Source organism: Pseudomonas sp. R2-7-07, assembly GCF_003852355.1.
Classification (GTDB): domain Bacteria; phylum Pseudomonadota; class Gammaproteobacteria; order Pseudomonadales; family Pseudomonadaceae; genus Aquipseudomonas.
In genome coordinates this window covers 5,360,583-5,376,634 of record NZ_CP027759.1, presented here as the reverse complement: position 1 = coordinate 5,376,634, position 16,052 = coordinate 5,360,583, and the positions used below count along the sequence as shown (strand labels likewise).

Here is a 16,052-nt window from a genome sequence, read left to right as displayed (position 1 = left end):
CTGGCACGCGCGTTGGCGCCGGGTCTCAGTTTACTGGCGCGTCCATCAGGTGAGCGTGGATCGCGGCACGCCGCTCGCCGAGGATCAGGCGCACCACCGGGTTGGCGAACCAGCGTTCGAGCTGGTGCGCGTCAATCGGGCGTTGCTGGCGCTCTTCCTGGTTCTGTCGGGCCTTGTCCCACCAAACGGGGCCGCAGGCCTGGTCGAACTCGTTTTCGTGTTCATAGCAACCGTAGAGGATTTCACGGATGAACTGCTGCTGGTGCTTGGGCAGCAACAGCGTAATCAGCTTGTACAGCGTGCGCTGCAAACGCGGCGGGCGCGGCAAGTGGGCGGACACCTGGCGCGTGTCGGCCAGGGCCAGTGCACTGGTGGGCGCGGCGGCGTGCTTGGCGATCCAGGCCTTGACCTTGGCCCGGAACAGCTGCTTGCGGCTCCAGTAATGGTGGATCAGGTCCGGGCACTCGCGCACGTTGACGGTGCGGTAGGCGGCGATGGACAGGCAGAACTCTTCCAGTGTGTAGGCACCCTGGGCATGGGGAAACAGTTCGTCCATCAACTCGATCGAACGGTCGAGGATGTGCGCGTCCTGCTGGGTCAGGCCCATCACGCCGGAGTTGAGGGTCATCATGTCATCGTCGGCCACACCCATCTCCAACAGGCGCTGGCGCAGGGCGGTGTAGAGGATGCTTTCGTGGTTGTCGCCGTACTTGGTGTAGAAGGCGTTGCACAGCAAGGTGCCCGGCTGCACACGCTCGAACAGCGTCAGGGGGGAACGGTGGAAAAACGTGTCGGTGTCGATCAGCAGCGCTACCGGCGACTCTTGCAACACCTGGCGCAGCACAACGTGCTTGGTGCGAAAGTGATAACCGTGGGGTTCACTCCAGCGCTTGCGAGTCGCCTCGTCCAGCGGGCGTACACGCACCGGCAGCAGGCGATAGGGTTCGGGGTTGTCGCTGAAGACCTGGATGTCCACGGCTGCATCAGGGGTGTCCTGCAGGAATGCCAATGCGCTGGCGATGCTGAATACCGCTTCCTGGTGGTAGGTTTCGGCGCCGAAGACGAGGTAGACCAGCTGCGGACGGGAAGAGGAAGACACTGTATTCATGGACTGCGGGGTTCCGTGTGTATGTGAAGCACAAAGGCCCTCGTTTGAACGAGGGCCTTGGCACAACCGGGCAAGCCTTAGCGTGGCAGCTTGAGGTTGTTCCAGATGGCAAGGCTGGGTTCAGCCTGGTTCAGGGTATAGAAGTGCAACCCTGGCGCACCACCTTGCAACAATTGCTCACACATCTCGGTGATGACCTGCTCGCCGAACGCCTGGATGCTTTTGACGTCGTCGCCATAAGCTTCCAGTTGCTTGCGCACCCAGCGTGGGATTTCGGCACCGCAGGCGTCGGAGAAGCGCGCCAGCTTGCTGTAGTTGGTGATCGGCATGATGCCCGGCACGATCGGGATGTTCACACCCATGGCGCGTACACGCTCGACGAAGTAGAAGTAGCTGTCGGCGTTGAAGAAGTACTGGGTGATCGCGCTATTGGCGCCGGCGTTGGCCTTGCGTACGAAGTTCTTGAGATCGTCTTCGAAATTGCGCGCCTGGGGGTGCATCTCCGGATAGGCGGCCACTTCGATGTGGAAGTGATCGTCGCTTTCTTCGCGGATGAAACTCACCAGGTCATTGGCGTAGCGCAGCTCACCGCTGGCCATGCCCATGCCGGAGGGCAGGTCGCCACGCAGGGCGACGATGCGCTTGATGCCGGCGGCTTTGTATTGGGTCAGCAGGCTGCGCAGGTCAGCTTTGCTATCGCCCACGCACGACAAGTGCGGAGCGGCGGGAACTTTGACTTCACTTTCGAGCTGCAGCACGGTGTTGATCGTGCGGTCACGGGTCGAACCGCCGGCGCCGTAGGTGCAGGAAAAGAAGTCGGGCTGGTAGCTGGCCAACTGCTTGGCAGTGGCCATCAGTTTTTCATGCCCAGCATCGGTCTTGGTCGGGAAGAACTCGAAGCTGTAGCGACGGTCTTGGGACATGGTCATACCCTTGGAAACTCATAAAGCCGGGAGATGTACACCGTCAATGTGGGAGGGGGCTTGCCCCCGATAGCGGAGTGTCAGTGAGTAAATATATCGACTGACCCACCGCCATCGGGAGCAAGCCCCCTCCCGCATTAAAGCCCGCTCCCCCACAGGGAGAGTGGGCAGCAGGCATATCAGTAGCGGTAAGCGTGCGGCTTGAACGGACCTTCAACGGTCACGCCGATGTAGTCGGCCTGGGTCTTGGTCAGTTGGGTCACTACGCCGCCGAAGCCGCGGACCATTTCCAGGGCCACTTCTTCGTCGAGTTTCTTCGGCAGTACTTCCACGGTCAGGCGCTCGGCTTTCTGGGCAGGCGACAGGTCGGCGTACTTCTGTTGGAACAGGAAGATCTGCGCCAGTACCTGGTTGGCGAACGAGCCGTCCATGATGCGGCTTGGGTGGCCGGTCGCGTTACCCAGGTTCACCAGACGGCCTTCGGCCAGCAGGATCAGGTAGTCGTCGTTCTGCGGGTCGAAATCGCCCGAGCCGGTACGGTGAACCTTGTGCACCTGTGGCTTCACTTCTTCCCATGCCCAGTTCTTGCGCATGAAAGCGGTGTCGATCTCGTTATCGAAGTGGCCGATGTTGCAGACCACTGCGCGTTTCTTCAGCGCCTTGAGCATGTTCGCGTCGCAGACATTCACGTTACCGGTGGTGGTCACGATCAGGTCGATCTTGCCCAGCAGCGCCTTGTCGATGCTCGCTTCGGTGCCGTCGTTGATGCCGTCGATGAACGGCGAAACTACTTCGAAACCGTCCATGCAGGCTTGCATGGCGCAGATCGGGTCAACTTCGGAGACCTTGACGATCATGCCTTCCTGACGCAGGGACTGGGACGAACCCTTGCCCACGTCGCCGTAGCCGATCACCAGGGCTTGCTTGCCCGACAGCAGGTGGTCGGTGCCGCGCTTGATGGCGTCGTTCAGGCTATGACGGCAACCGTATTTGTTGTCGTTCTTGCTCTTGGTCACCGAGTCGTTGACGTTGATGGCCGGGATTTTCAGCTCGCCCTTGGCCAGCATGTCCAACAGGCGGTGTACGCCGGTGGTGGTTTCTTCGGTCACGCCGTGGACGCGGTCGAGGATCTGCGGGTATTTCTTGTGCAGCAGCTCGGTCAGGTCGCCGCCGTCGTCGAGGATCATGTTGGCATCCCAAGGCGCGCCATCCTTGAGGATGGTTTGCTCCAGGCACCACTCGTACTCGGCCTCGGTTTCGCCTTTCCAGGCGAACACCGGAATACCGGCGGCGGCGATAGCGGCAGCGGCCTGGTCTTGAGTCGAGAAAATATTGCAGGACGACCAACGCACTTCGGCACCCAGGGCAACCAGGGTTTCGATCAGCACGGCAGTCTGGATGGTCATGTGGATGCAGCCGAGAATCTTCGCACCCTTGAGCGGCTGCTCAGCGGCGTACTTGCGACGCAGGCCCATCAGGGCTGGCATTTCGGATTCGGCGATAAAGGTTTCGCGACGGCCCCAGGCGGCGAGGGACATGTCGGCGACTTTGTAGTCGTTGAATTCTGCAGGCGTAATTACAGCGCTCATGAAGAGCCTCCATTCGTAGTGTGCGAATGGGCGCCGTTGTGCGTTTAGTATCAAGCCAGGTGAGCCAGGCCAGACAACGCCCCATCCGAGCCTGACAGGCCAAGCCTGCTGCAGCGCCCCTCGGACAGGTGGCGGGAGAACGGTACCTACGGAAGATGACCGTTTTGAAACGGGGGCGATTATAGCTGTGTATGCGGCACTTCCCAAGCCTTTCTGTCGGCTACATGAGGATCGCTCATGGGGGTGATAGGCAATGGCTCATAGAGCTTGGGCCCGGGCTCTGCCATGATATTGGCCATCATTGGGCAACACGCATTGGAGTGACCATGAACTTCCACACCCGCAAATGGGTAAAACCCGAAGACCTCAACCCCAACGGCACCCTGTTCGGCGGCAGCCTGCTGCGCTGGATCGATGAAGAAGCGGCGATCTACGCGATCGTGCAATTGGGTAACCAGCGCGTGGTGACCAAGTACATCTCCGAAATCAACTTCGTCAGCGCCTCACGCCAGGGTGACATCATCGAACTGGGCATCACCGCAACCGAGTTCGGCCGCACCTCCATCACCCTGACCTGTGAAGTGCGTAACAAAATCACGCGCAAGAGCATCCTGACCGTCGAGAAAATGGTCTTCGTCAACCTCGGTGAAGACGGGCTGCCAGCGCCTCACGGCCGCACCGAAATCAAATACGTGAAGGATCAGTTCGAAGGCGACGGTCTTTCCGAGTAACAGCGTGGCGGTGTAAATACTGTCTTCAAGAATCCGATGGAGTTGGATCAAGGCCTGGAAGATTGCGCTTTAGTTGCCTGGCCACTGAACAGCCACGGTGGCGGCGTGTCGTAGCTACACGCCCCCCTTGGACACCGGAACATCATGGCCACCGACGAAGCAGGCAAAACCCCCAACCTGTCCCACGAAGAGCAGCAGGACGTAGACAAGAACCAGCCGCCCCGCGCCGCGGTGCTGCATGAAATCATCCGTACTCAGGGCGACCAGGAGCTGGAGCGCAACGTCGCGGCGTTGTGGTGGTCTGCCTTGGCTGCCGGGTTGACCATGGGGCTGTCGCTGATGGCCATGGGCTTGCTCAACTCGCGCTTGCCGGACGGCGAAGCGTTCAAGGTCATCGCCAGCTTTGGTTATTGCGCGGGGTTCCTGGCGGTGATCCTCGCGCGCCAGCAACTGTTTACCGAAAACACCCTCACTGCCGTGTTGCCGGTGATGAGCAAACCGACCCTTTCCAATGCCGGGCGCCTGTTGCGGCTCTGGACGGTGGTGCTGGTGGGCAACCTGTGCGGGACCTTGCTGGTGGCTTATGTGATGTTGCACCTGCCGATCTTCGATGCAAAGACCGACCTGGCCTTCCTCGAAATCGGGCGCAAGATCATGGAAAACGATGCCGGCCAGATGTTCGCCAAGGGCATCGTTTCCGGCTGGATGATCGCCACCATGGTGTGGATGATCCCGTCGATGGAAAGCGCCAAGATGTTCATCATTATTGTGATCACCTACCTCATGGCGCTGGGGGACTTTACCCACATCGTAGTGGGTTCGGCGGAAGTGTCCTACCTGGTGTTTGCCGGCGAACTGTCCTGGCATGACTTCTGGCTGGTATTTGCCGGCCCGACCCTGGCCGGCAATATCATCGGTGGCAGCTTCATCTTTGCGTTGATCAGCCATGCGCAGATTCGTAGCGAAGGCAAGGTGCTTTCCGGGGCTCACGTCGGCGCAGCGGAGCAGCGTCCTCAAAGCAAGGAAAAGCAATGATGCAGCCCCGCACAAGGCTCAAATGCGAGCTTTGCGGGGCGTTCCGGGAACCTTCAGGCCTTGGTCCGGTACGTCGGCGAGATTGGCCGCAGGCGTGCTGTCAGGTGCCTTCAATTGGTCTTCCCACCGAGCAATTACCAACGGCGCCAACGCGTTACCCAGCACATTCAATGCCGTGACTGGCATATCCATCAGGCGATAAACGCCTGCAATGATCGCCACGCCCTCTACGGGGAGCCCCGCTGCAGTCAACGTCGCGGTGAGGATGATAAACATGAAGCCTGGCACGCCCGCTGCGCCCTTCGACGTCAACACCATGATCAATATCAGCATCCCCTGATCGGCCAGGCTCAAGTCGATGCCATACGCTTGGGCGATGAACAATGTGCCCAGTGCAGCGAACAGCGATGCGCCATCCAGGTTGAACGAGTAGCCCAACGGGATAACCATGCTGGTAATAGGGCGTGGCGCGCCGTAGCGCTCCATCTTCTCGATCAATTGAGGCATCACCGTCGCTGAGGCGGCACTGCTATAGGCCAGCAGCAATTCACTGCGTATTTCTCGCACCAAATGGAAAAAACCGACACCCACCAATCGAGCGACGGCACCCAATATGCACAGGGCAAATAACAGCACTGCGACATAAGTCGTGCCGATCAGCTTGGCCAACGGCAGCAGGGCACTGAGGCCAAAGCTGGCGACGGTGACCGCTATCAGTCCGAAAATGCCTATCGGCGAGTAGTGCATTACCAGGTGGGTGACTTTGAACATGGTGTCTGAGATGCCCTGCATCACACTGATCAGAGGAGCCTTGCGCTGCTCAGGCAACATAGACAAGGCGCAGCCGAACAGGATGGCGAAAAACAGCACCGACAGCAGCTTGCCCTGGGACATGGCCAACACGATGTTATCCGGCACGATCGCCAATAGCGTCTGGCCCAGATTCTGCGTTGTGCTGTTGGCAGCCAGCCCTGTTACGGGTGTTGGCAAAGTGCTGCCGAATTCCGCGCCCGAGCCGGGCGCGACGACATTACCCACAATCAGGCCGAAGACGATTGCAATACTGGTGATCGTGAAGAAATAAACGAGGGTCTTCACGCCGACACGTCCCAAGGCGGCGGGATTTCCCATGCCGGCAATGCCGACCGTCATGCAAGCGAAGACCAGAGGCACGACGATCATCTTCATCAGCTTGATAAACAGGTCGCCTGCCGGTTGCAGCAGGTTTTCAATGAACCAGGACTTATGTTCGGGAAACTGGTTAAGAAGGATACCGACGATTATTCCGGCTGCCAGACCGATCATAATCCGGGTGACGAGGCTGGTTGGTTTTTTGGTGTTCATGCAGGTGACCCTTATTGTTGTAGTTGTCAGGGGTTTATTGAGCGAACAGTCCAGCGAAGTCCTTGAAGCCTTTCACTTCGATGGGATTGCCGCTGGGGTCGAGAAAAAACATCGTGCGCTGTTCGCCCGGCTCGCCGGCGAAACGAACCACCGGCGGGATCTCGAAGGGCGTGCTCATTTGAGTGAGACGCTCGGCCAGCACCAGCCACTCCTCCAGCGGTAACACCACACCGAGGTGCGGCATCAGCACATGATGGTCCCCCACCAGGCCGGTACGCGTCGTGGGGAAGGGCGTGCCCAGGTGCAGTGAAAGCTGGTTGCCGAAAAAATCGAAGTCGATCCAGGTCTCGCTGCTGCGGCCTTCTGCACAGCCCAAAACATCTCGATAAAAAATGCGCGCCTTGTTTAAGTCATAAACATGGTATGCAGCGTGGAAGGGTCTGTTCATGAGCGGAATCTCTGTAGGGGGATCCTCAAATTAAACAGGCTGCGCATCCGGGTAAAACGGGTTCGCGTTGGTCTGAGCGAAAGGAAAATTTATGGATATTCGATTCCTGAGAAGCCTGGTCGCGGTCATTGAAACCGGCTCCATTGCTGCGGCGGCGCGACGCGAAAACCGTACCGCAGCGGCGATCAGCCAACGGGTCAAGGCGCTTGAGCGGACGCTGGGGTGCACGCTGCTTATGCGCACGGCGCATGCCGCGTGGCCGTCGGACCAGTGCCTGCTGTTGTTACCAAAAATTCAGGCAGTCATCGAGCAGGCGCGCGAGTTGCAGGAGGACCTGAGTCAGGATGGCTTATCGGGAGAGATCAAGATCGGCGCGATTTCAACGGCATTGACCGGCGTCTTGCCAAGAACGATCGAGCGACTGGCACTTTCAGCACCGGAGCTGAAGCTGAAGATCACACCGGGTGACTCCAGAAGCCTCTATGAGAGATTGCTTGCCCGCGAGTTGGACGCGGCGATTCTTGTCAGACCGCCGTTTGAGCCGCCCAAGGCGTTAGCAACCACCTTGTTGCGGGCCGAACCCCTGATTCTGATTGCTCCCGCTGAGTGTGACGCGCAGACCTTCGAAGCATTGCTGCGCGAGCGGCCATTCATTCGCTATGACGCCCGTTCGTGGGGTGGGCAGATTGCCCAGCGTTTCCTGGATGAACAGTCCTTTGCTCCGCAGGTATTGTGTGAGCTGGATGCCTTGGAAACCATCGTCATGCTGGTCGCCCAAGGCATGGGTGTGTCACTGGTACCGCAGTGGTCGGGGATGTCGAGCCGTGGCCTATGTGTCTTGCCGGTCGACGACGCGTCGCGCTATTCGCGGGATCTGGTTGTCATGCACAGCTCGATGCCGCGCCGCCCACTGGCGATGCGGCACCTGCTTGAGCATCTGTGCAGAGCGCCCGTAGGCAAACTTGTGGTGTAGAAATGTAAATGCTCAGGGGCTCACTGCGACTCGGCTACGCGCTTTACGACCCGGCCAATGGTCAAGCCTTGCAACAAGATCGACGACAGCACCACGATATAGGTGATGCTCAGCAATAAGTCGCGCTCCGGGCCCAGCGGCAATGCCAGGGCCAGTGCTACCGAGACGCCACCGCGCAAACCGCCCCAGGTCAGGACGCGGATGGTGCCGCGCGGTACCGTGCGCCAGCGCCGCAGCAGCAGGATCGCCGGGGCCACGGTCAGCAGGCGTGACAGCAGGATCGCCACAGCGAGCAAACTGGCCGCCAATACGTGCAGCCAGTTGAACGGCAACAGCAGCAGTTCCATGCCGATCAGGGCAAACAGCAGGGCGTTTAGCATGTCGTCGAGCAACTCCCAGAAACCATCCAGATAGCGCCGAGTCATGTCGTTCATCGCCAGCTTGCGGCCCAGGTTGCCGATGATCAGCCCGGCCACCACCATCGCAATCGGTGCCGAGACGTGCAGTTCAGTGGCCATCGCCGAGCCGCCGATCACCAGCGCCAGGGTCAGCATGACTTCAATCTGGTGCTGCTCGATGCTCTTGATCATCAGGTATACGAGGTAACCGATCAGCCCACCGAACACCACACCGCCAATCGCCTCATGGGCGAACAGCATGGCCGTGGCGCCTACGGTCGGTGTTTCACCGAGCTGCGCGATGCCCAGCAGGACGGTGAACACCACCACTGCGGTGCCGTCGTTGAACAGCGATTCGCCGACGATCGTGGTTTTCAGCGGTTTCGAGGCGTTGGCGGTACGCAGCACGCCCAGTACCGCAATCGGGTCGGTCGGCGAGATCAGCGCGCCGAACAGCAGGCAATACAGGAAACTCACGTGCCAGCCGAACAGGGCGAAGATGTAGTACGCCAGGCTGCCGATCACCAGGGTAGCGATCAATACGCCAAAGGTCGCCAACAGGCCTATGGGCCAGCGGTAGCTGCGCAGGTCGCTCAAGTTGACGTGCAACGCACCGGCGAACAGCAGGAACGAGAGCATCCAGTTCATCAGCAAATCGCCGAAGTCGATCTGGCCGATCAATTGCTGGATGCGCTCTTCCAGGCCGGGGTAGCCGATGAAACTGAGGCCTTGCAGGATCAGCGAAAACAGCAGTGCAGTGACCATTACGCCGATGGTGGGCGGCAGGCCGATAAAACGAAAGTTCACATAGGTGAGCAGGGTGGTGAGGCAAATGAAGGCGGCGACAAGTTCAAGCATCCGGGGTCCTTGGGACGGGGAAATGTAGGTGCACAGCGTGCGTCGGGACGTTGTTTAGTATAAACAGGTGCCCTTACAGGAAAGAACCTTTCGGCCGATCATGGCTCATAGCTTGAACGTCGGCGCCGATCGGCCTGTGAGTGATGACGCTCTGACTGCCTTGATAAAACCAAAAAAGGGAATGACTGATGACAGTGGCTTTCTGGTGTGTGTTGATCGCAATCTTTCTGCCGTACCTGTGTACCGGTGTGGCCAAGTTCAGCGGCGGCAAGTTCGGGCCGCGGCATAACCACGACCCGCGTGCGTTCCTGGACACGGTCGAAGGCGTTGCCAAGCGTGCCCACAATGCGCAACTCAACAGCTTTGAAGTCACCCCGGCCTTTGCGGCGGCGGTGATCATCGCCCACCTGGCCGGCACGGCCGAGCTGGTGACCATCAATGTGCTGGCGGTGCTGTTCATCACCAGCCGCCTGCTGTACATCATTTGCTACCTGGCGGACTGGGCGCTGTTGCGTTCGCTGGTGTGGGCCGTGGGGATGGCGTTGATCGCGAGTTTCTTCTTTGTCTCGATCTGACGGTTAACGCACATACCTTGTGGGCGCTGGCTTGACTGCGCTGTGCATAGGTTATTGGGTTAGAACAACCGGGCAAGCAAGGCAGTCACGGCGGTTTCCACCCGCAGGATACGTGCGCCAAGCTGCACCGGTTGCAAGCCGGCCTTGGTCAGCAGCTCGACTTCATAGGGTATCCAGCCACCTTCCGGCCCGATCGCCAAGGTCACCGGTTCCTCCAGGCCTCGGGGGCAGGGCGGGTAGTCGCCGGGGTGGCCGATCAGGCCAAGCGTGCCCTCGGCCATGGCCGGCAGGCGGTCTTCAACGAACGGCTTGAAGCGTTTCTCGATAATGATCTCGGGCAGTACCGTGTCCCGCGCCTGTTCCAGGCCCAGGATCAGTTGCTCGCGGACCGCCTGCGGCTCGAGGAACGGCGTTTGCCAAAAGCTTTTTTCCACCCGATAACTGTTGACCAGCACCACTCTCGGTACGCCCATGGCCGCGACGGTTTGCAGCACCCGGCGCAGCATCTTCGGGCGTGGCAGCGCCAGCAGCAAGGTCAGCGGCAGTTTGCTCGGCGGCGGCTGGTCGAAGCTGACCTGCAGCTCGGCCTCGCTGTCTTGCAGGCGCAGCAACTGCGCATTGCCCATCGCCCCGCCAATACGCCCGACCCGCAGGTTGTCACCCACCTCGGCGCGATGCACTTGCTGCATATGCACCAGGCGCCGATCACGCAGGATCACCCGGTCGGCCGCAATAAAATCGGCCTCTTCGAGCAGCAGCAGGTTCACGGCTGGGTCGCTGGCGGCTGGTCGTCGTCGGCAGCCTGATCATCCGGGTGTTCGCCACGCTTGCTGATCAAGCCGCTGAACAGGATGCCGATTTCGAACAACATCCACATCGGCACGGCCAGCAGGGTCTGGGAGAAGATGTCCGGCGGGGTAAGGATCATGCCGACCACGAAGCAGCCGATGATCACGTACGGGCGGATCTTCTTCAGGTACTTCACATTGACCACGCCGATCCACACCAGCAACACCACCGCCACCGGGATTTCGAAGGCCACGCCAAAGGCGAAGAACAGCGTCATCACGAAGTCGAGGTAGCTGGTGATGTCGGTCATCATCTCCACGCCGGCCGGGGTGGCGGCGGCGAAGAATTTGAAGATCAGCGGAAACACCAGGAAGTAGGCGAACGCCATGCCGGTGTAGAACAGCAGGATGCTCGACACCAGCAACGGCACGGCGATGCGTTTCTCATGCTTGTACAGCCCTGGCGCGATGAAGCCCCAGATCTGATGCAGGATCACCGGGATCGCCAGGAACAGCGAGACCATCATGGTCAGCTTCAACGGCGTCAGGAACGGCGACGACACGTCGGTGGCGATCATCGTCGCGCCAGCTGGCAAATACTGGCGCAGTGGCGTGGAGACGAAGGTATAGATCTGCTGGGTAAAGGCGAACAGCCCGGCAAAAATGATGAAGATGGCCGCTACGCAACGCAGCAGGCGGGTACGCAGCTCGGTGAGGTGCGAGACCAGCGGCATGTGCTGGTCGTTTTCCGGTTTATCAGCGCTCATGGGGCTCGCGGCGGCAATGTAGGGTCATGGGGCGCGGGCGACGCAACGGGCGTCGGCGCAGGCTCTGTCGGGGTGGTTGCGGCTGCTGGCGCGATGCTGTGTTCGACTACAGGTTCCGCAGATTTGGCGGGCTCCTGCACGGGCGACAGAATCTTGCGCGTTTCCTGCTCCAACGACAGGATATGTTCGTTGTGCAGCTGCCGACGGATCTCGTCGGCACCGATTTCCCGTTCAACTTCCTGTTTGATCGCGTTGAAACTGCGTTTCAGGCGCCCGATCCACAGGCCGGCCGTGCGTGCTGCACCGGGCAGGCGTTCCGGCCCCAATACCAGCAGGGCCACGAGGCCGACGAGCAGCAGTTCAGAGAAGCTGATACCAAACATTAGTCAGTGCTCACGAGTCTTTGCGGGTCGGCTCTTCGACTTTTTCAGCCTGCACGTCGAAGGTACGACGCTCGGTGATCGGCTGGGCGGCCTGAGGGTGCACCGGTTGGGCTGGCGGAACCGGATTCACCACCGGGTCGGCAGGTTTTTCGTCATCGTTCATGGCCTTGCGAAAGCCCTTGATCGACTCACCCACGTCGGTGCCGAGGTTTTTCAGTTTCTTGGTGCCGAACACCAATACCACCACCACCAGAATGACGATCCAGTGTTTCCAGTCGAAAATACCCATGCTGCAAATCCTCGATAAAAGTTATTCAGGCGGACGGGCGCGAGGCCTTCTCGGCGTGCCCGGACAGGCCGAAGCGACGGTCCAGTTCATCCAGCACGGCCTGTGGATGCTGCCCCAGCTGGGCGAGCATGACCAGGCTATGGAACCACAAGTCGGCGGTCTCATAGATGACATCGCTGCAATCGCCGCTGATCTGCGCATCCTTGGCGGCAATAATCGTCTCGACGGATTCTTCGCCGAGCTTTTCCAGGATCTTGTTCAGACCCTTGTGATACAGGCTGGCGACGTAGGAGCTGTCGGCATCCGCGCCTTTGCGCTCTTCCAGCACCTGGGCCACACGGTTCAGGGTATCGCTCATGTTCAATGTCCTGCCGAATAGATGGCGTGCGGGTCTTTGAGTACCGGTTCCACCACCTTCCATTCGCCGTTCTCGAGCACGCGATAGAAGCAACTGTGACGGCCGGTATGGCAGGCGATGCCGCCGACCTGTTCGACCTTGAGGATCACCACGTCGGCATCGCAGTCCAGGCGCAACTCATGCAGTGTTTGCACATGCCCGGACTCTTCGCCCTTGCGCCACAGTTTGCCACGCGAACGTGACCAGTAGATGGCGCGCTGCTCAGCGGCGGTGAGGCTCAGGGCCTCGCGATTCATCCAGGCCATCATCAGCACGCGCCCGGTCTTGTAGTCCTGGGCAATGGCCGGCACCAGGCCGTCACTGTCCCACTTGATCTCGTCCAGCCAGTCTTTCATGTTCGGCTCCGGCAATTTGCGACAGTGTATAACCGGATGGGTTATCGACGCACGATCAGATAAACGCCCACGGCCACCATGATGCCGGCCGGCCACTGGCCCAGTTGATTCAACGGGCCGCCAATCGCCAGCATGACCCCACCCACCAGATGCGCGGCACCGAGCAGGCGCAGGAACCAGTCATCCTTGCGCTTGCGCCACGGCGGCTCGGGATCCTTGGCGTGCGGCTGGGACATGCGCTCCAGCAAATCGCGGGTCATGTTGGCCAGGTGCGGCAGCTGTTCCATCTGGCTGTGCAGGTTGCCCAGCATGGTTTTCGGGCTCATCCGCTCACGCATCCAGCGTTCCAGGAACGGCTGCGCGGTGTTCCACAGGTCGAGGTCCGGGTACAGCTGGCGGCCCAGCCCTTCGATGTTGAGCAAGGTTTTCTGCAGCAGCACCAACTGCGGCTGCACTTCCATATTGAAGCGCCGCGCGGTCTGGAACAGACGCATCAGCACCTGACCGAAGGAAATATCTTTTAACGGTTTTTCAAAGATCGGCTCGCACACGGTGCGGATCGCCGCTTCGAATTCGTTGAGCTTGGTTTCCGCCGGCACCCAGCCCGAGTCGATGTGCAACTGCGCCACGCGGCGGTAGTCACGCTTGAAAAAGGCGAACAGGTTGCGCGCCAGGTAGTCCTGGTCTTCCGGCGTGAGACTGCCGACGATGCCGCAGTCGATCGCAATGTATTGCGGGCTCCACGGGTTGACGGTGCTGACGAAGATATTGCCGGGGTGCATGTCGGCGTGGAAGAAACTGTCGCGAAACACCTGGGTGAAGAAAATCTCCACGCCGCGTTCGGCCAGCATCTTCATGTCGGTACGCTGGTCGGCCAGGGTGGCGAGGTCGGTGACCTGCACGCCGTAGATGCGCTCCATCACCAGCACTTTGGGGCGGCACCAGTCCCAATACACTTGCGGCACGTACAGCAGTTGCGAACCTTCGAAATTGCGGCGCAACTGGCTGGCGTTGGCGGCTTCGCGCAGCAGGTCGAGTTCGTCGTAGATGGTTTTTTCGTAGTCGGCCACCACATCCACCGGATGCAGCAGGCGCGCATCTGCAGAAAAACGCTCGGCGGCGCGGGCGAGAATGAACAGCCACGCTAGGTCCTGGCCGATGATCGGCTTGAGGCCCGGGCGGATCACCTTCACCACCACTTCTTCGCCGCTCTTGAGCTGCGCGGCATGCACCTGCGCGACCGACGCTGATGCCAGCGGCTCGACATCGAAGCGGCTGAACACCTCGGTGATCTTCTTGCCCAGCTGCTCTTCGATCAGCTTCATCGACACCTGCGAATCGAATGGCGGCACGCGGTCTTGCAGCAGCATCAGTTCATCGGCGATGTCTTCGGGCAACAGGTCGCGGCGCGTCGATAGGATCTGCCCGAACTTGATGAAGATCGGCCCCAGGTCCTGCAATGCCAGGCGCAGGCAGGCGCCTCGGCTCAGCTCCAGCTTTTTACGCGGCAACCAGCGCCACGGCAGCACATAGCGCACCGCCAGCAGGAACCATGGCAGGGGCAGGGCAAACAGCAGGTCATCGAGGCGGTAGCGGATTACGACGCGCTGGATACGAAACAAACGGCGGACGGCGAGCAGCTTCATGCGTTATCGCTTGGATCAAGGGAACGGCTCAGGCGCTCGAAGCGGGCCTCGAGGCGTTCCAGGTCGATTTTGGCCTTGTCGAGCTCACGAAAGCGCGCTTGCGCTTCCCGTTGCCCGACCAGGGTGCGCGATTCTTCGCTCAGGTATTCGGCGAGGTTCTGGTTGAGGCTGGCGAACCCTTGCTGGTACCAGCGCGAACGGCTGCGCAGGTGACCGCTGATCAACTGGGTGGCGACGGGGCCGATCCAGCGTGACAGTTCGTATTCCCAGTCCAGCTCCAGGTCTTGCAGCACGGCGGCCAGGTCCATCAGCACCGCGCTGTCACCTTCCAGCGCCACTTCGGGGCTGTGCAGGATAGCGGTCTTGTTGCGGCTCAGCGCCAGGTGCAACAGGCTGGAGGCTGGCGCACGCAGGGTGCAGTCGGCCTCGGCGGCCCATTGCGTTGCGAGCAGCAGGCCTTCATCGCTGGGCAGGATAAACAACTGCACGGCGGGGCTGCGGCAATCGACGGCGATGACTTTGCCGGTCAGGTGCGCAAGCCGCGCCAGGGCGGTGCTGTCCAGGCGCAAGACACGGTTGAGGCCGTGTTCGACGCTTGCCAGAAGGCCTGCGAGCAACATCAGGGCTTGATGCCGCGGTGCAGGGCGACGATGCCCGAGGTCATGTTGTGGTAGGTCACGCGGTCGAAACCGGCTTCCACCATCATCGACTTCAGGGTTTCCTGGTCGGGGTGCATGCGGATCGATTCGGCCAGGTAGCGGTAGCTCTCGGCGTCATTGGTGATCAGCTTGCCCATCAACGGCATGAAGGCGAACGAGTAGGTGTCGTACACCTTGGACATCAGCGCGTTGGTCGGCTTGGAAAATTCCAGCACCAACAGGCGGCCACCCGGCTTGAGCACGCGCAGCATCGAGCGGATCGCGTCTTCCTTGTGGGTGACGTTGCGCAGGCCGAAGGCGATGGTCACGCAATCGAAGTGGTTGTCGGGAAACGGCAGCTTTTCGGCGTCGGCCTGGACGAATTCGATATTGCCGGCCACGCCCTTGTCGAGCAGGCGGTCACGCCCAACCTTGAGCATCGAGCCGTTGATATCGGCCAATACCACCTGGCCGGTCGGCCCCACGAGCTTGGAAAACTTGGCCGCCAGGTCACCCGTACCGCCGGCGATGTCCAGCACGCGATTGCCGGTGCGTACGCCCGACAGTTCAATGGTGAAGCGCTTCCACAGGCGGTGCATGCCGCCGGAGAGCACATCGTTCATCAAGTCGTACTTGGCGGCTACGGAGTGGAACACCTCAGCGACTTTTTCCGCTTTCTGGCTTTCCGGGACGTTCTTGAAGCCGAAGTGAGTGGTGGGTTCGGCATCGCTGCCTTTGCGCTGATCAGTCATATCGCTGTCACCAAAAGAGAATGCGGGACATGATAATCCCCAGGGCCTGCTTTG

General features: G+C 60.3%; 19 protein-coding genes and 1 riboswitch. Of the genes, 4 read left to right on the top strand and 15 right to left on the bottom strand.

Annotated features, from left to right (window positions below; translation table 11 throughout):
• Window positions 1-25 precede the first annotated feature (25 nt).
• From C4J86_RS24750 to ahcY, 3 genes are all read right to left on the bottom strand, one after another.
• Window positions 26-1,108, bottom strand: coding sequence for a hypothetical protein (locus C4J86_RS24750; RefSeq protein WP_124364770.1), 1,083 nt, complete (start codon window positions 1,106-1,108; stop codon window positions 26-28).
• A gap of 77 nt (window positions 1,109-1,185) precedes the next feature.
• Entirely contained in the window at window positions 1,186-2,031 is an 846-nt protein-coding gene (metF, locus tag C4J86_RS24745) for a methylenetetrahydrofolate reductase [NAD(P)H] (RefSeq protein ID WP_124372135.1), read from the bottom strand.
• Window positions 2,032-2,210: 179 nt separating this feature from the next.
• Window positions 2,211-3,620 carry an adenosylhomocysteinase gene (ahcY, locus tag C4J86_RS24740; protein ID WP_124364768.1) on the bottom strand — a complete coding sequence of 470 codons (1,410 nt, stop codon included), beginning with the start codon at window positions 3,618-3,620 and terminating at the stop codon, window positions 2,211-2,213.
• 21 nt (window positions 3,621-3,641) lie between these two features.
• Window positions 3,642-3,748, bottom strand: a riboswitch (S-adenosyl-L-homocysteine riboswitch).
• 198 nt (window positions 3,749-3,946) lie between these two features.
• On the opposite strand from ahcY, the gene C4J86_RS24735 reads away from it, so the two are divergent.
• Entirely contained in the window at window positions 3,947-4,351 is a 405-nt protein-coding gene (locus C4J86_RS24735; protein WP_124364767.1) for an acyl-CoA thioesterase, read from the top strand.
• 144 nt (window positions 4,352-4,495) lie between these two features.
• Window positions 4,496-5,386: a formate/nitrite transporter family protein gene (locus tag C4J86_RS24730; protein ID WP_124372134.1), complete on the top strand. Its 891-nt coding sequence runs from the start codon at window positions 4,496-4,498 to the stop codon at window positions 5,384-5,386.
• 18 nt (window positions 5,387-5,404) lie between these two features.
• Here the strand turns inward: C4J86_RS24730 and C4J86_RS24725 are convergent, their stop codons facing one another.
• Window positions 5,405-6,730: a cation:dicarboxylate symporter family transporter gene (locus C4J86_RS24725; protein ID WP_256681366.1), complete on the bottom strand. Its 1,326-nt coding sequence runs from the start codon at window positions 6,728-6,730 to the stop codon at window positions 5,405-5,407.
• A 34-nt stretch (window positions 6,731-6,764) separates the two neighbouring features.
• Window positions 6,765-7,178 (bottom strand): VOC family protein, encoded by a 414-nt coding sequence (locus C4J86_RS24720; RefSeq protein WP_124364765.1) that lies wholly within the window; start codon window positions 7,176-7,178, stop codon window positions 6,765-6,767.
• A gap of 91 nt (window positions 7,179-7,269) precedes the next feature.
• On the opposite strand from C4J86_RS24720, the gene C4J86_RS24715 reads away from it, so the two are divergent.
• Window positions 7,270-8,151, top strand: a complete 882-nt coding sequence (locus C4J86_RS24715; protein WP_124372133.1) for a LysR family transcriptional regulator — start codon at window positions 7,270-7,272, stop codon at window positions 8,149-8,151.
• A gap of 20 nt (window positions 8,152-8,171) precedes the next feature.
• Here C4J86_RS24715 and C4J86_RS24710 read toward each other — a convergent pair whose 3' ends face one another.
• A complete protein-coding gene (locus C4J86_RS24710) occupies window positions 8,172-9,407 on the bottom strand; it encodes a sodium:proton antiporter (RefSeq protein WP_124372132.1) in 1,236 nt (411 codons plus the stop codon).
• Between the two features lie 188 nt (window positions 9,408-9,595).
• Between C4J86_RS24710 and C4J86_RS24705 the strand changes: the two genes are divergently transcribed.
• Window positions 9,596-9,982 (top strand): MAPEG family protein, encoded by a 387-nt coding sequence (locus C4J86_RS24705; protein ID WP_124364762.1) that lies wholly within the window; start codon window positions 9,596-9,598, stop codon window positions 9,980-9,982.
• 59 nt (window positions 9,983-10,041) lie between these two features.
• On the opposite strand, the gene C4J86_RS24700 is transcribed toward C4J86_RS24705, so the two are convergent.
• From C4J86_RS24700 to ubiE, 9 genes are read right to left on the bottom strand one after another with little or no spacing between them, the layout of a single operon-like run.
• Window positions 10,042-10,749 carry a 16S rRNA (uracil(1498)-N(3))-methyltransferase gene (locus C4J86_RS24700; RefSeq protein ID WP_124372131.1) on the bottom strand — a complete coding sequence of 236 codons (708 nt, stop codon included), beginning with the start codon at window positions 10,747-10,749 and terminating at the stop codon, window positions 10,042-10,044.
• Window positions 10,746-11,537, bottom strand: a complete 792-nt coding sequence (gene tatC, locus C4J86_RS24695) for a twin-arginine translocase subunit TatC (RefSeq protein WP_124364760.1) — start codon at window positions 11,535-11,537, stop codon at window positions 10,746-10,748. The genes C4J86_RS24700 and tatC overlap by 4 nt, the downstream gene beginning before the upstream one ends.
• Window positions 11,534-11,920, bottom strand: a complete 387-nt coding sequence (tatB, locus tag C4J86_RS24690; RefSeq protein ID WP_124372130.1) for a Sec-independent protein translocase protein TatB — start codon at window positions 11,918-11,920, stop codon at window positions 11,534-11,536. The genes tatC and tatB overlap by 4 nt, the downstream gene beginning before the upstream one ends.
• A 10-nt stretch (window positions 11,921-11,930) precedes the next feature.
• The gene (locus C4J86_RS24685) at window positions 11,931-12,209 is read right to left on the bottom strand and encodes a twin-arginine translocase TatA/TatE family subunit (protein ID WP_124364758.1); all 279 of its coding nucleotides are present in this window, start codon (window positions 12,207-12,209) and stop codon (window positions 11,931-11,933) included.
• Between the two features lie 25 nt (window positions 12,210-12,234).
• Window positions 12,235-12,567: a phosphoribosyl-ATP diphosphatase gene (locus C4J86_RS24680; RefSeq protein WP_124364757.1), complete on the bottom strand. Its 333-nt coding sequence runs from the start codon at window positions 12,565-12,567 to the stop codon at window positions 12,235-12,237.
• A gap of 2 nt (window positions 12,568-12,569) precedes the next feature.
• Complete coding sequence (gene hisI, locus C4J86_RS24675; protein ID WP_124372129.1) at window positions 12,570-12,962, bottom strand: phosphoribosyl-AMP cyclohydrolase; 393 nt, start codon at window positions 12,960-12,962, stop codon at window positions 12,570-12,572.
• 41 nt (window positions 12,963-13,003) lie between these two features.
• Entirely contained in the window at window positions 13,004-14,608 is a 1,605-nt protein-coding gene (ubiB, locus tag C4J86_RS24670) for a ubiquinone biosynthesis regulatory protein kinase UbiB (RefSeq protein WP_124364756.1), read from the bottom strand.
• On the bottom strand, window positions 14,605-15,228 hold the full coding sequence (locus C4J86_RS24665; protein ID WP_124372128.1) for an SCP2 domain-containing protein: 624 nt from the start codon (window positions 15,226-15,228) through the stop codon (window positions 14,605-14,607). Before C4J86_RS24665 ends, ubiB begins: the two co-directional genes overlap by 4 nt.
• Complete coding sequence (ubiE, locus tag C4J86_RS24660) at window positions 15,228-15,998, bottom strand: bifunctional demethylmenaquinone methyltransferase/2-methoxy-6-polyprenyl-1,4-benzoquinol methylase UbiE (RefSeq protein ID WP_003171186.1); 771 nt, start codon at window positions 15,996-15,998, stop codon at window positions 15,228-15,230. Before ubiE ends, C4J86_RS24665 begins: the two co-directional genes overlap by 1 nt.
• Between the last annotated feature and the right edge of the window lie 54 nt (window positions 15,999-16,052).